7 protein-coding genes are annotated in these 13857 nt (G+C 55.7%); 3 read left to right on the forward strand and 4 right to left on the reverse strand.

Annotation, left to right across the window (positions count from 1 at the left end; translation table 11 throughout):
• Positions 1-66 precede the first annotated feature (66 nt).
• On the forward strand, positions 67-2451 hold the full coding sequence (locus CJP46_RS23450; RefSeq protein WP_256992490.1) for an Ig-like domain-containing protein: 2385 nt from the start codon (positions 67-69) through the stop codon (positions 2449-2451).
• Positions 2452-2586: 135 nt separating this feature from the next.
• Here CJP46_RS23450 and uvrA read toward each other — a convergent pair whose 3' ends face one another.
• The 4 genes from uvrA to CJP46_RS36645 form a co-directional block, all read right to left on the reverse strand.
• On the reverse strand, positions 2587-5127 hold the full coding sequence (uvrA, locus tag CJP46_RS23455; RefSeq protein WP_094598045.1) for an excinuclease ABC subunit UvrA: 2541 nt from the start codon (positions 5125-5127) through the stop codon (positions 2587-2589).
• A 284-nt stretch (positions 5128-5411) separates the two neighbouring features.
• A complete protein-coding gene (locus tag CJP46_RS23460) occupies positions 5412-7202 on the reverse strand; it encodes a hypothetical protein (protein WP_094598046.1) in 1791 nt (596 codons plus the stop codon).
• A 15-nt stretch (positions 7203-7217) separates the two neighbouring features.
• Positions 7218-8153: a hypothetical protein gene (locus CJP46_RS23465; protein ID WP_094598047.1), complete on the reverse strand. Its 936-nt coding sequence runs from the start codon at positions 8151-8153 to the stop codon at positions 7218-7220.
• A complete protein-coding gene (locus CJP46_RS36645; protein WP_179281289.1) occupies positions 8146-8295 on the reverse strand; it encodes a hypothetical protein in 150 nt (49 codons plus the stop codon). The genes CJP46_RS23465 and CJP46_RS36645 overlap by 8 nt, the downstream gene beginning before the upstream one ends.
• A gap of 342 nt (positions 8296-8637) precedes the next feature.
• On the opposite strand from CJP46_RS36645, the gene CJP46_RS23470 reads away from it, so the two are divergent.
• The gene (locus CJP46_RS23470) at positions 8638-10422 is read left to right on the forward strand and encodes a vWA domain-containing protein (RefSeq protein WP_094598048.1); all 1785 of its coding nucleotides are present in this window, start codon (positions 8638-8640) and stop codon (positions 10420-10422) included.
• A gap of 42 nt (positions 10423-10464) precedes the next feature.
• Entirely contained in the window at positions 10465-13854 is a 3390-nt protein-coding gene (locus CJP46_RS23475) for a tubulin-like doman-containing protein (protein ID WP_094598049.1), read from the forward strand.
• Positions 13855-13857: the final 3 nt, after the last annotated feature.

The following is a 13857-nucleotide window of genomic DNA, read 5'->3' on the forward strand; positions in this document are numbered from 1 at the left end:
TGAACGTACGACGATAGACGTTTTTCGTATTACTACTCAAAAATAGGGAATTGGAGGGAATTTACATTGCGAATCAGATTAAAAAGGGTACTGGTCATGTCCCTGGTTATGGTGCTGTGCATGGCCTATGCCGGAACGACCTGGGCTGCCACGGCGGATTTGACCAAGCTGGTTTTGTCCAAAAATGAGCTTACCCTTGAAATCGGCGATACGGCAAAAGTGACCGCGACGGGTGTATATTCGGATAATTCAACGGCAGATTTGACAGTGAAGGCGAGCTGGAAAGGCTCGAACAACTTAGTTGCCACAATATATAGCGGTACGATAACAGCTAAGAGCGAGGGGACGACAACGATTACAGCCGAATTCGGGGACGTGTCCGAATCGGTGACGGTGACTGTAACGAAGAAGGTCAAGGCGCTTACGAAGGATGTACAGAGCCTGGATTTGAAGCTGGGGGACAAGCCCCAAATCAAACTGACTGCAACCTATACGGACAACAACACGGAGGAAGTTTCCAATAAAGCGGACTGGTCGACGGATAACACCAGCGTGGCGACCGTCGTGAACGGAACGGTGACTCCGGTAGGTCCGGGGACGGCAACGCTGACGGCGATTTACGGCAAGCAGACCGTAACGATTCCGGTGAGCGTAGAAGTGGTGAAGCGGCTTGATGCAGACCCTGCGCAGGTATCCATGCTGCTGAGCGAGAAGACGCCGGTTCAGGTGACGCTGAAAGCGACCTATCCGGACGGTACGACCAAGGATAATGTTGCGGCCGACGCTGAGTGGACGTCGAGCAACGAAGGCGTGGCGGACGTCATCAAGGGGCAAATTACCCCTTATGGCCCGGGAACCGCGACAATAACCGCGAAGTACGGCACGAAGACGGCGACGATTCAGGTCGATGTCGACAAGACGATCCGCCTGAAGGCGGACAAGCAGGATATTTTCCTCCATGCCGGCGACTCCACCACGCAGCCGATCAAGGTTGAAGCGGTATATCCAGACAAGGATCCGGTGGACATTACGGGAGATGCCGCATGGTCTTCCAGTGACGAAAAGGTTGCTTATGTGAACAAAGGCGTCATTACGGCCATCGCGCCGGGCGCAGCCACCATTACCGCCAAATACGGCGACAAGAGCGTAGCCATTAATGTGGACGTCGACGTGCCGCGCCACCTCGATCTGGTCGAGAAGGTCGCGCTGAGCTTGACGGGAGAGAAGACGAAGCAGTTGGACCTGATCGCTACCTATGCGAACGGGGAATCCGAGAAAGTACAGAGCAAAGCGGTGTGGAAATCCAGTAATGAGGACGTTGTCTATGCCAGCGCTGGGAATCTGACGGCCTTCAAAAAAGGGGAATCCCAGGTCAGCGCTACATACGGCGGCGTAACGGTAACGACAGCCGTAGCGGTAGACATGCCGCTCAGCATTTCGCTGCCGGTGAAGAAGCTGTCCCTGAAGGTGGACGCTACCTACCAGGCAAGCATCGTGCTGGATTACGGTGCGGACCGGACGGCCGAGACGATCTCATCCAAAGACAAGGTCGAATGGAGTACCAACAAAAAGGATATTGCCGACATCGATGAAAATGGAATCATCACCGGCGTGGCGACAGGCACCGCGACGATTACGGCCAAATATGAAGGCAAGTCCTACACGATGACCGTGGAAGTCGGGCTCGTCAGCGACCTGAAAGCGTCGGATACGCTCGTGATCATGTCAGCGGGCGACAAGAAGCAGCTGACTCTGACCGCAAAGGATGCCACGGGCACGGTAGTGGATGTGACCAAGGAAGCAGCTTGGAAGTCCAGCAGCTCCACGGTTGCCGGGGTAGACAATAACGGCCTGGTATCCGGTCTGAAGAGCGGAAAAGCCAACATTACCGCCGAGTACGGCGGGCAGAAGGTAACGATTCCGGTGGAAGTCGACGTCATTTCCGGCTTGGAGGCGAGCGAGACTGCAGTATCGCTGAAGACGGTAGGCAAAGCCAAGGATAAAACGGTTACCGTCAAACTGGAAGTGACGTTCAGCGACGGAAGCACCAAGGATGTGACGTCCAAGGCGGAATGGAAAACCGGAAACTACAAGGTGGCCACGGTCAACGACGGTGTCATCGCTGCCGCCGCCTATGGCAAAACGACCGTAACAGCCAAGTACGCCAACAAAACGGTTCGGATTCCGGTCGAAGTGGATACGCTCAAATATTTACAGACGGATAAGGTCAGCGTGAACCTGCATGTCGGCGACAAGCTGACGCTGGCAGCCACGGCGACCTACATGGACGGAACGGATGCGGATGTCTCCAAGCCGGCCCTTTGGAAGTCTTCCAAGATTTTGGCGGCCACGGTGAAGGACGGCGTGATTACCGCCACCGGTAAAGGCAAAGCGACGATCACGGTCAGCTTCGGCGGCAAATCGACCAAGGTGGTCGTGACGGTACAATAGAACAGAACACAGCGGATGAAAGTTATCCGGATATTAAGAATCACCCACGGTCCATTGGACCAGGGGTGATTCTTTTTTTGCTGTATGGGAAGGTTCATTCTGCAGCAGATGTAATGGCGTTTGGCGAAGCGACAATCAGCGTGACAGATGCTCGGCCAGATAGCGGCCTGTAAAAGAAGCCTTAACAGCCGCCACGTCTTCCGGCGTGCCCTGCGCGACCAAATGTCCTCCGGCATCGCCGCCTTCGGGACCGAAATCGGCGATCCAGTCGGATGCGGCGATCAGATCGAGATGGTGCTCGATCACGATGACCGTGTTGCCGGCATCCACGAGCCGATTCAATAAGTTGCACAGATGCCGGACATCGCTGGGATGAAGCCCGGTGGTGGGTTCGTCCAGCAAGTACAGGGTATGCCCTTTGCTCTTTTTGCCGAGCTCCTTCGCCAGCTTGATCCGCTGGGCCTCTCCACCCGACAGCGTCGTTGTGGGCTGCCCCAGCTGCAGGTAGCCAAGCCCCACTTCGCCCAGCAGGTTCAGCATATCGGCAATTTCCGGGTCCTCGAAGAGGGCGGCATTCTCCAGGACGGTCAGGTTCAGAATGTCCGAAATGCTGAAGCCCTTGTACTGCACGGCCAGCACTTCCTCTTTGAACCGTTTCCCCAGGCAAACGGGGCAGCGCACCTCCACATCCGGCAGAAAGTGCATATCCAGCTGTAGGGTGCCCATGCCGCGGCATTTTTCGCATCGGCCGTCCGGCGTATTAAAAGAAAAATGCTTGGGACTCAGCCGTTGTTTCCGAGCCTCGGGCAGCTCCGCGAATAAGCTGCGGATCGGGGTAAACAGGTCGGTGTAGGTTGCGATATTGGATCGCGAAACTTTTCCGATCGGGGCTTGGTCGGCAGCAATGACCCTGTCGATATGCTCCAGACCGGTCATGCGTTCAAATTTGCCCGGTTTACTCCCGGACAAACGAAGATGGGATTTTGCCGCGGGTTCGAGGATATCGAAGAGTAGGGTGGATTTGCCTGAACCCGAAACCCCCGTCACTGTGATTAGGCATCCCAGCGGAAAGCTGACGGTCAGCTGTTTCAGATTATGGGCGGAAGCCTGCTCGATCGTAAGCTTGCTGCCGCTGCCCGCTCTCCGCGCCGGAGGGCCGGTGATGTCCATTTCCCGCAAATACCGTCCGGTAGCGGATTCGGGGATCGCTTTCAATTGTTCGAGCGTTCCGGTGCCCACGACAGTTCCGCCTTCCTTTCCGGAGCCCGGGCCAATTTCGACCAGATGGTCCGCGGCCTTCATCACATCGGTATCGTGTTCGATAACCAGCACGGTATTGCCTAAATCGCGCAGCCGTTTCAGCACCCGGATCAGCTTGTGGCTATCCCGCGGATGGAGCCCGGCCGTTGGCTCGTCCAGTACGTACAGGACGCCGGTGAGACCCGAACCGAGCAGCGAAGCGAGACGAAGCCGCTGGGCCTCCCCACCGGATAACGTGCTCGCCTTCCGGTCCAGCGACAGATATTCGAGCCCGACGTCGATCAGCCGCTGGATGCGGTCCGCCAATCCGTTGAAAACGGGCTCCCATACGGCCAGGCTTTCGCCTGGCAGATCCTGTTCCAGCTGCTTGAGCCAGGCATAGAGCGGGAGAAGAGTGAATGAGGCCGCCTCGATGATGGTCGTTCCCTGAATGGTAACGACCCGGCCTTCCCTCCCCAATCGTGATCCCCGGCAATCGGGGCAGGTCTGCTTCATAAAGTACCGATCCCATTTCTTAGAGCCTGAGCCTTCCGGATCCCCGTCATGTTCCCTGTATTTGCGCAGCAGATGGGTGACCAGGCCTTCAAAATTGCCCTTGGCCACGGATTTAGGTGGCTTGACGCCGGGGAAGTGCCGCTGGAACTGTTCGCTGGCTGCGCCGTAGAGCAGCATGTCGCGCGCGATCGCGTTATATTCGCGGATGGGCATGTACGGCTCGTATGGGAAGCCGTAATGTTTAGATGCCGCCAGCAGCACGTCCGCATAGTATTCGCGAACCCAACCGTCCCAGAGCGTTACGCCTCCTTCCAAGATGCTCTTGTCTTCTAGCAAAAGCAGGTCCACGGCAATATCGGTCACGATGCCGATTCCCGTGCAGGTAGCGCAAGCTCCTTCAGGCTTGTTGAAGGAGAAGTGGGCCATCGCCAGCTTCGGGATCGGGGCATGGCAGTGCGGGCAGGGCATTTGCATAGGCCCCTCCGCAGCATATTCAGTTTCTTCAAGATCTTCTTCGGACACCGCAGGGTTGTCTTCGAAGACGGGGTGAATGCTTTGACTGCAAGCTGGACATACGCGCACGCCAAGCTTGGCGTACAGCACACGCAGGTACGTATAAATTTCCGTAACGGTCCCGACGGTGGACCGGGGATTCCTGTTGGACACTTGCTGGCTGACGCTGATGGAAGGGGAAAGGCCGCGAATGGAATCCACCCGCGGTTTGCTGATGAAGTCCGTCACCATCCCCATGGACTCCATGTACTGCCTCTGGCACTCCTTTTGCAGCGTATCCATCGCAAGCGACGATTTGCCCGACCCGGACAGGCCCGTCAGCACGACCAGCTTGCGTTTGGGTATGCGGATCGAAATGTTTTTCAGATTATGTTCCCGCGCCCCTTCGATTTCGATAAATTCGTCCACGAATCCATCCCTCTCTTTCGTTCTGCCATATCGTATCTTAGACAACTTCAGAATAATCCATATATACGACAAAAGATGACGTAATTGAAGAAATGGCATAACAAAAAGGCCTCTCGCCGAAGCGGAAGCCTTTTAATGTTCAGAACGATGCTAAGAACGATTCACGAACGGTTCTTGCACGATGTTCAACTGGGTTCGTCTCCATCGGAAAAGAGACGGTGTTTGGCGGAGTGGCCCACCTCGTACGTTTAAATCCTGTTTGATGTAACCGAAGCCTCCCAAACCTACTCCAGCCGTTCCACGTCAACGACCGGCACGCTCACAGGCTCGACGGTCTGATCTCCGTCCGGGTACATCTCCTCGGAATCGCGGTAGGTCCCGATGACGGTCACGCTGCCCTCGGTGAATTGAAAATTGCCCCTCAGTTTCATATACGACCCTTCCATCTCGGCGAGCGCCTCACCCTGACCGCCTTGGACGACATAGATGGTGAAGCGGACCTTCTCTCCCGGATGGGACGATAGGTCGGTTGCTGTGATATCCGTAAAGTCCTGCTGGAAGCCTGCAAATTCATAAGCATCACCGTGGAGCTCATATACCGCGTTTGGCGCCGTACTGCCCGGGGCGTCCGTACCACCAGTCACGCCGCTGGCGCCAACCTCCGGATTCGTCACCAGGAGCGACTTGTCCGATTGAACGCTATAGCCGTCCGCGCTGAGTTGGAACAGCTGGACCATGCCGTTATCCCGAACTTCATAGGCGGCGTACAGCGCCTTCCGGGACGGCGAGTCCGCCTCTACCAGGATGACCGGCTTGCTGCCCATGCTGAGCGACGGTTCGATGGAGACCTTCCGGATGGCAGCGCCCTGCGGGAAATCGTGGCTGCTGTACGCCTGCACCGTCTCATCGCCGTTCATCCGGGCGAAATAGACGGTGTTGCTGCCGTCCGCCCCGATGGCATAGGCTTTGCCGCCGAAGCGATCCGCTCCTCCGCTGACGAAGTCGTAAGCCGGGGAGGGATCTGCGCTCTGCAGCAGGCGGACCGGATCGTGAACCGTCCAGGCCAGCTGGGCCGCCTTGATCTTGTCTTCCGTATCCTTGTAGCCGGATAAGGCCTGGTAGATCGCGATTGCCTCTTCATACTTATGGTTTTTCACTTTGCGGTCGGCGCTCTTCAGCCAGGTGCTGATTTGCCGGGTGATATAATCTTGGACGGCGGACTGCTTTATGCCGGTGCCGGCCATGTACGCGGCATACATCTTGGCGTGGGCGGCAAAGTTCGCCGCCTGATCTCCCTGTACGTCTTTTGTAAGCAGGGTGCGGGCAAGGGAATCGGCTTTCTCTTTGACCCAATTCGCCTTAAAGCTGCGGCTGTTATATTCCGTCATCATGGACAGGGACCAGTCCAGCATGTCCTGATATTGCCCGGCACCCGCCTTGCGGGCCATCAGGGCCTCGTCGTACGATTGAAATTTACCGCTTAACTGCTTGCTCTTCGCTTCCGCTCCGCCATAGAATTCGGCCGGAATGGCCAGCAGGCTCCATTTAAAGGTATTATCGTCAGCCTGCCCCTTGGCCAATTGATCCTTTGCCTGCTGGTAAAAGAGGGACTGGAACTGCTTGAAATCCTTGGTCAGATCCTCTGAAATCCCGTATATGGCGGAGATCTTCGGATAATAGGCGGCCAGTGGCTGGCTGGCAGCCATATACTCTTTCTTGGCGGCAACCAAGTCGGTGTACACATTCATGATTCCGTCAAAATCCCGGTTCCCGGCGGCAGTCTCCGCCCTTTGATCCAGACGGGACAGCGACTGCTTCATGGAGGTGATCGGCTCAAGCTCCTTCAGGCGGGAGGCGATCAGATCTTCCTTGTAGCGAATGGACCGGTTTGCGGCGGCTTTTTGGTACCATTCCTCCGCGTTGATCAGATCTTTCTGCTCGTAGTACTGGCCCGCTTTGGCGACCCACTCGATCTTCCGGTTCATGTCATAGCCTTTGACTCCGATCAGGACCACTGCCGCAGCACAGAGCAAAATATACAAATTGCGCAGGGTTAGCGCGTTTTTCATCGTCATATCTTTATGGCCTCTTTATTCCCATTTTTGAAAATCCGGGTCCGAGCGGTATTTTTCATTATAAATGGCGGATACCTCTTCGCGGAGACCGTCCCAGGACTGGTTCGGATTGCGCCGCACGATCTGGTACAGCCGCAAAAACCGTTCCCGCGGCAGGCCGCGCGCGTAGCGCCGGATGAAGTCAGGATACATGTCCACGTACTTCTTCATACGCACAGCTGCACCCGCAGCCGCCGTCATAATGCTGGCGCCCTGCTTCATTTGCAGGATGTAACGCTCATGAATGAGCAGATAACGAATGGCGCTGGCTTTGATCAGCTCGCGTTTGACCTTGGCGATTTCGCCGATATAAGCGGCCAGGTCGGAATCGAAATCCTCAATCAGCAGCGGCTCCAGTTCGAGATCCATGTCTTTACGGAGCACGAACGACTGGAGCAGCACGATTTGCTGCAGCCGGATCCGGTCGTTATGCACGATGGTGGCGATCTCCCGCAGAATCTCGTAACCGATTTGCTCGTCATCTTTGATGGCGGCCGAGGCGGTGGACAGATTCAAATAGATGCCTTCTAAGATCAGGCGCTGGCTGCGGTGCAGCAGCTTGTCCAGCTGGCGGCGCGTCTCGGACGGAAGCATCCGGCGCTGGAGCAGCCACAGGAGCACCGTCAGCAGGATGCCCACGCCCAGGGAGACGGCGATCTGAAGGAACGTCTGGCTCAGCAGCACCGCTACCAGCGTCAGCAGAAGGGCGACAAGCCTTTCGGTCTGCATCGACCGCTTGGCATTGATCGCCGCCTGGTCCATGACCGGTATAAGCGCGTGCCGGCCGCAGTTAGCGCACGTATCTTCCCACAGGACGGTAAAATGATGGCAATGTTTGCAAACTCTTAACTTTTGGTAGGCATATCTCGTTTTATAATAGGGGCGCAGACGTACCGGCGTCTTCTTAACCATGGCGGTCTCCCGGATTGGCGATGGTGAGCAGCGTTTCGTCGAGCTCTTCCGGCAGCGGCGCGGTCTTCTGGCCTCTGAAATAATTGACGGATTTGATCAAAACAAAAAGAAACAAAACGGCGAGACATCCGTAAGCAATCATATCAATATTCCTTTCTTTCGGATGGATAATTATGCAAATTAATAGATAGGCCCTAATGCCTACGAGCCGCGGTGTGCCTGTAAACATTGAACTTTGGCAGGTATAATTATATCATAATGTTATAGATTGGGATATTTTAGCGCTTGGCATGGAAGTTTCTACTGAATATGGAATGAAACTAGAAACGGCGCTTCACGTTTTTTTATCGTTTCTTAAGGAATATTTAAGACTTTTTGCCTAGAGTTAATAGAAGTCCTCTTGCGGCCAGGAAAGGTCGAATTTTGCGGAATACTGGCCTCGAATGGTGAAAGCCGAAGACTAACGTTGTGAAGGAGAAACCTTATGCATACAAAAAATAAATGGGCGCTGTGCCTGCTGGCCGCGGTGCTGCTGCTCGTGTCCTGGTGCGGCTTCCTGCCGCCGGTTTCGGCCGCGGGGCAGCCGTCCTCCCAGATTGACGCCGTGCTGGTGATGGATGCCAGCAATTCGATGAAGGCGAGCGATCCGAACCGGATCAGCGGCGAGGCGATGAAGATGTTCATCGACATGCTGTCCGCCCAGGGGGACAAGGTCGGGATCGTCTCCTATACAGACAAGATCCAGCGGGAGAAGGCGCTGCTTGAAATCCAGTCCGCGGCGGACAAGGAAGATTTGAAGCAGTTCATCGACCAGCTTGACCGCGGCGCTTATACCGACATTTCGGTCGGCGTGGATGAAGCCGTGAAGGTGCTGAAACAGGGCTTGGACAAGAGCCATGAGCCGATGATCGTCGTCCTGGCGGATGGCAACAACGAGCTCGATCCCAAGTCGGGCAAGACGGAGCAGCAGGCCGACCAGCAGCTGAACGCCGCCGTGCAGGAGGCGAAGCAGGCAGGCATCCCCATCTATACGATCGGGCTGAATGCCGACGGCAAGCTGAACAAGGCCGCCTTGGCGGACCTGGCCAGCCAGACCGGGGCCAAATCCTTTTCCACCAGCTCGGCGGATGATTTGCCGCAAATCTTAAGCGAAATTTTCGCCAGCCATCAGAAGCTGAAGATCGTTCCGGTGCAGTCGATTACCGCGAACGGCAGCTATCAGGAAGTGATCATCAGCGTTCCGAACGCGAACGTGCTGGAAGCGAACATTTCGATGATGTCCGGCAGCCCGGTCGACGTGAAATTAACCGACCCTGCCGGCGCCGCTCAAACCATCCCTTCGGCGAACGTACTGAGCTCCAAATCGAAGACGTACTCGCTGATTAAGCTGCTGAAGCCGAAGCAGGGCGACTGGAAGCTTCAGGTGAAGGGTGTTCCAAAGGACAAAATCGACATCAATCTCGTCTTTAACTATGATTTGGACCTGACGATGGATTCGCTGCCGTCCAAATCGGTGAAGCCGGGTGACACGATAGATATCAAGTCGTATCTGGTCAGCAGCGGCCAGAAGCTTCAGGATCAGGCGCTGTACGGCAGCATGACCGCCAAGCTCCTGGTGAAGGACCTCGATACGGGCAAAACCGAGGAAGTTAAGCTGACGAATCAAGGAGACCATTTCGAAGGTTCTTATAAAATTCCCGACAAGCACCAGTACGAACTGAAAGTGCGTGCGGAAGACCAAAGCTTCTACCGTGAAACACAGCCGGTTACCGTCAGCGCGAAGCCGGCGGCTTCAGGAACGGGCTCCGGGACGGCTGCCGCGGATAAGGATGACAAGAAGCCTTTTCCGATATGGACTGTCGTCATCGGTGTGATCGTACTTGCGGCCATTGGCGCTGCGGTTGCCCTGATGGTGAATGCCGTGAAGAAGGCAAACCGGGGCTTTGTCGGGCAGATGGTCATCGAGATCCGTGACGAGAATACAGGAGAGAAGACGTACCCGCAATATAAGAAGCTGACCACGTTCCGGGGCAAGTTCAATTTGCACCAGCTGCTGCAGCTGGCGCCGGAACTCAAGGAAACCGACAAAATCATGTTTACGCCGGGCAAGAATGACCGCCTGGTGCTGAAGAATGCTTCGCCATGCACGATCGAACGTTCCGGCCGCGTGCTGGATGCATCCGCCGGGGTGGAGCTGAAGAGCGGAGACCGCCTGAGCGTGTCTCTCCAGCAGATTGACAAAACGATACAATTTGAATATTTGGTGTAAAAGTTCATTCATATCAATGCACCTTTTCCAGGAGGGGAACCTATGAAACCTGTCGTTAGAGAACATATACAACAGCTGGACGTGTCGCTGGGAGGCGGTATCGTCAGCGAAAAAATCCGGGTGGACACGATTGACAATCCGATTCTGATCATCGGCCTCGGCGGCACCGGCATCGATGCGCTGCTGCGCTTGAAATACCAGATCAACCGGCGCTTTAAGCTGCCGGAAGATCCGCTCTCCAAGAAAAAAATGGACAAGCCGGACAACGTCGAGTTTTTGGCTTTTGAAACGAACGAGCAGGACCGTAACAAGCGCTACAAAGGCGTGGGCCTTGATCCGATCAACGAATTCGTGCTGCTGTCGAACGCCGAAATCGGCGGACTGCTGCAGAACCGCAGCATTTTGGAGCCGTACATTACGGACTGGCTGTCGCCCGAGCTCAGCATCACCGACGGCATGAACGGCGCGGCGGGCGTTCGCCAGGCGGGACGCTTGCTGCTGTTCACGAAGATCAACCAGGTCGTGCAGGCGATCGACAAGAAGATCAAGACGCTGTCCGTAGGCACCAACAAAAAGCTGATGGTGTTTCTGCTGACCGGCCTCTCCGGCGGTACCGGAAGCGGCTGCTTCCTGGACATCGCCTATATCGTCCGCGGCATTATCGAGCGCGACCATGGCTCCGCCGGCATCGACCGGGTCAACACGCTCGGTTATCTGTTCACGCCGGATATTAACCTGGCGAACAAGAGCCTTAGCGAACATACGCGTGAGTACATCAAGAAGAACGGCTACGCGGCCCTCAAAGAGCTCGATTACTGGATGAACGTGGATTCTCGCGGAGAGCGGTTCAAACAGCAGTACGGCAACATTTTGACCGTCAACTCGCCGTTGCCGCCGTTTAACCTGTGCCATCTGATTTCGGCGACCAACACGGAAGGCAAGCTGCTCGAGAATGCCTACGATTACTGCATGAACGTGACCGCCGAGAACATTACGAACTTCATGGCCAGCGAGGAAAAGCAGTCCGGCGAAGAGTTTGCCATTCATGATTACATCAGCAACATCCGCACGAACATCGCCCAAATGAACAAGGCGTATCCGGCCAACTACGATTACAACATCATCGGCGCCTCGTCGGCCGTGCTTCCGATTGAGGAAATGACGACGTTCCTGGCGTACCGCCTGTTCGGCAAAATGGAAACGATGTTCGAAAAAGCGCCCAGCCAAGAAGACGTGGAGAAGTTCGCCCACAAGCTCGGCGTCGATCTCGACACGATGGTGAAGACGTTCGAATCGCGCGTGCCGGAGCCGCTGCCCGGCTACCAGAACAGCGAGCGCCTGAGCTACACGAACGTCGTTAAGAATCAGGTCGTCAACATGGACACCGAGCTGGAGCAAAATTTCCTGGCGCGGGCCCGTGAGGAATACATCAAAGCGAAGAAGCAGCTGCCGGGCGAAATCGTGGCGCAGTTCAGCGACCAGATCCGCCGCATGTTCCTGCATCCGCAGCAAGGACCGTTCTACGTGTCCCGTCTGATCTACACGGAGAAGGGGTTCAGCCTGCTCAAAATGCTGCTCTCCTACATTGAGGCGCTGCGCGAGAACCTGACCCGCATTCCGCGGGATATCGAGGTAGCACGGGAGCAGGCGAACGAGCGTCTGGGCGATGCGAAGAGCGCTTTCGTATCCAAGGACAAGAAGAAAAACTTCTACATCGAGGCCAAGATCAACGAATACTGGCTGATGGCGGATGTGGAGCGCACCGAGCAAATGATCGAGTTCTACGAAGATCTGTACGATCTGCTGAACAAGGAAAACAACCGCATTTATAACGTATATACCGAAATTTTGAACGCGCTGAACTCCATTTTCGCCAAAAACGGAGACATCCTCTTGAACGGGGAGGAGCAGCAGGATCACAAGGGCAACAAAACCTACTACTGGAATCTGGTCAGCGTGCCCGATATCTCGAAGGTCATTAACCGCATGATGGAGCAGAAGGATGTCGACGACCTGATCCGCGACTTTGCGCAGGAGTTGCTAGACCATTCAGGCCGCTGGATCCGCGAGCAGGAGATCGACGTGGTCAGTTCCATTTCGGAATTTCTGACCGACAAGTTCGGCGACCTCATTACCCGCTCGATGGAAGACTTCCTGATTATGAAGTTCGGCCAGGAGGAGTCGATCGAGAAGTTTGTGGAGCGGAACATCGCCAGCAAGCTGGACGAAGAGGCCGTGCCGGTCTTCCACTTAAGCAACAGCGCAGGCAATCTGTACTTCCCGTCGTGGGGCTTTGTCTCCGTGCCGGTGCAGGCGCCGAGTATCCTGAAGGGGATCCGCAATTACCAGAACAACTCGGTGGGCAAATCGCATTTTACTGTTAAAGAGAGCGAAGTGAAGAACCGGATCTTCTGGCTGAACACGAAAAACGGCGTGCCGCTGTTCGTTTATACGCCGCTTAAGGTGTACGAGGAGAGCTACGAACGCACGATTCTGGACAAAGAAGGCATCGGCCGCCACCTGGTGCAGACCGACCGCGTGAACTGGACGTACCTGCCTTCGCCGATTCCGGAAAAATCGTGGGGCGAGACCTACGTGAACCCGCGGGTACAGAGCTACAACGCCCGTGTCCGCACCGAGTTCGACCAGGCGCTTCAGCTGAAGGTGGTTCAGTTGAAGAATGACGACCAGAACACCAGCAACCGCTACACGGTGGTGTTTACGAAGCCGTTTGAAGCAGAGTCTGCGCTGCGCGCGTACGACATGCAGCTGAATGCTGCCAAGCCGAACCTGGGCGAAGTAAAACGGGCGCTGACCGAGCTGAAGCATTACTTGAGTGAGGGGCTGGAGCGGGAAGGATCGAAGGATATTTTTGGCTCGATCAATGAGGATCTGGCCAAGGAAAACCTGATCCGTTCGCCGGAGCTCATTACCCGGGTGCGGGCTGAATTGGCCAAGTATACTGCCATCGCCGCCAAGGCTGCCGAACTGGAGGATATCATCAGCCAGCATCAGGATGAAGAGAAATGGCTGGACCAGTTTATCGAAGCGATGTACACCGGCACGATCTGCAAGAAGGGCGCCCTGTACGTCTACGACCGCGATCCGGAAGAAGAGGCGTGGCAGCCGTTTGCCAATCTGCTGAAAAGCGTCAATTACGTCGAATACGAAGTGTTCAAGCATTTCCGCGGGCTGGATGAGAAGAGCCGCAGCACCCTGCTGCGCAAATCGTCCCGCCGGGATGCCGAGCTGACCGCTTCGGAGGATATCACCCCGCTGCTCACCAAGCTGGAGGAGCTGTCGGCGACCTTCCTGGAAGCCCGCGACCGTCTCGAATACGAGAAGGTTGAGCTGGCGGACGGAGAAGACCGCTACCAGTTCTACAGACAGATTTCTTCCAAGCTGAACGATATCCGCAGAAGGCTGAAGTAAGCG

Origin of the sequence: Paenibacillus sp. XY044 (genome assembly GCF_002257645.1) — a bacterium.
In the GTDB taxonomy this organism is placed as follows: Bacteria; Bacillota; Bacilli; order Paenibacillales; family Paenibacillaceae; genus Paenibacillus_AQ.

What these genes read in the sequence shown, in the direction of transcription:
- CJP46_RS23460 (WP_094598046.1), bottom strand. Translation starts at nt 7,202, where the DNA reads ATGACGATGAAAAACGCGCTAACCCTGCGCAATTTGTATATTTTGCTC.
- CJP46_RS23465 (WP_094598047.1), bottom strand. Translation starts at nt 8,153, where the DNA reads ATGGTTAAGAAGACGCCGGTACGTCTGCGCCCCTATTATAAAACGAGA.
- CJP46_RS36645 (WP_179281289.1), bottom strand. Translation starts at nt 8,295, where the DNA reads ATGATTGCTTACGGATGTCTCGCCGTTTTGTTTCTTTTTGTTTTGATC.
- CJP46_RS23470 (WP_094598048.1), top strand. Translation starts at nt 8,638, where the DNA reads ATGCATACAAAAAATAAATGGGCGCTGTGCCTGCTGGCCGCGGTGCTG.
- CJP46_RS23475 (WP_094598049.1), top strand. Translation starts at nt 10,465, where the DNA reads ATGAAACCTGTCGTTAGAGAACATATACAACAGCTGGACGTGTCGCTG.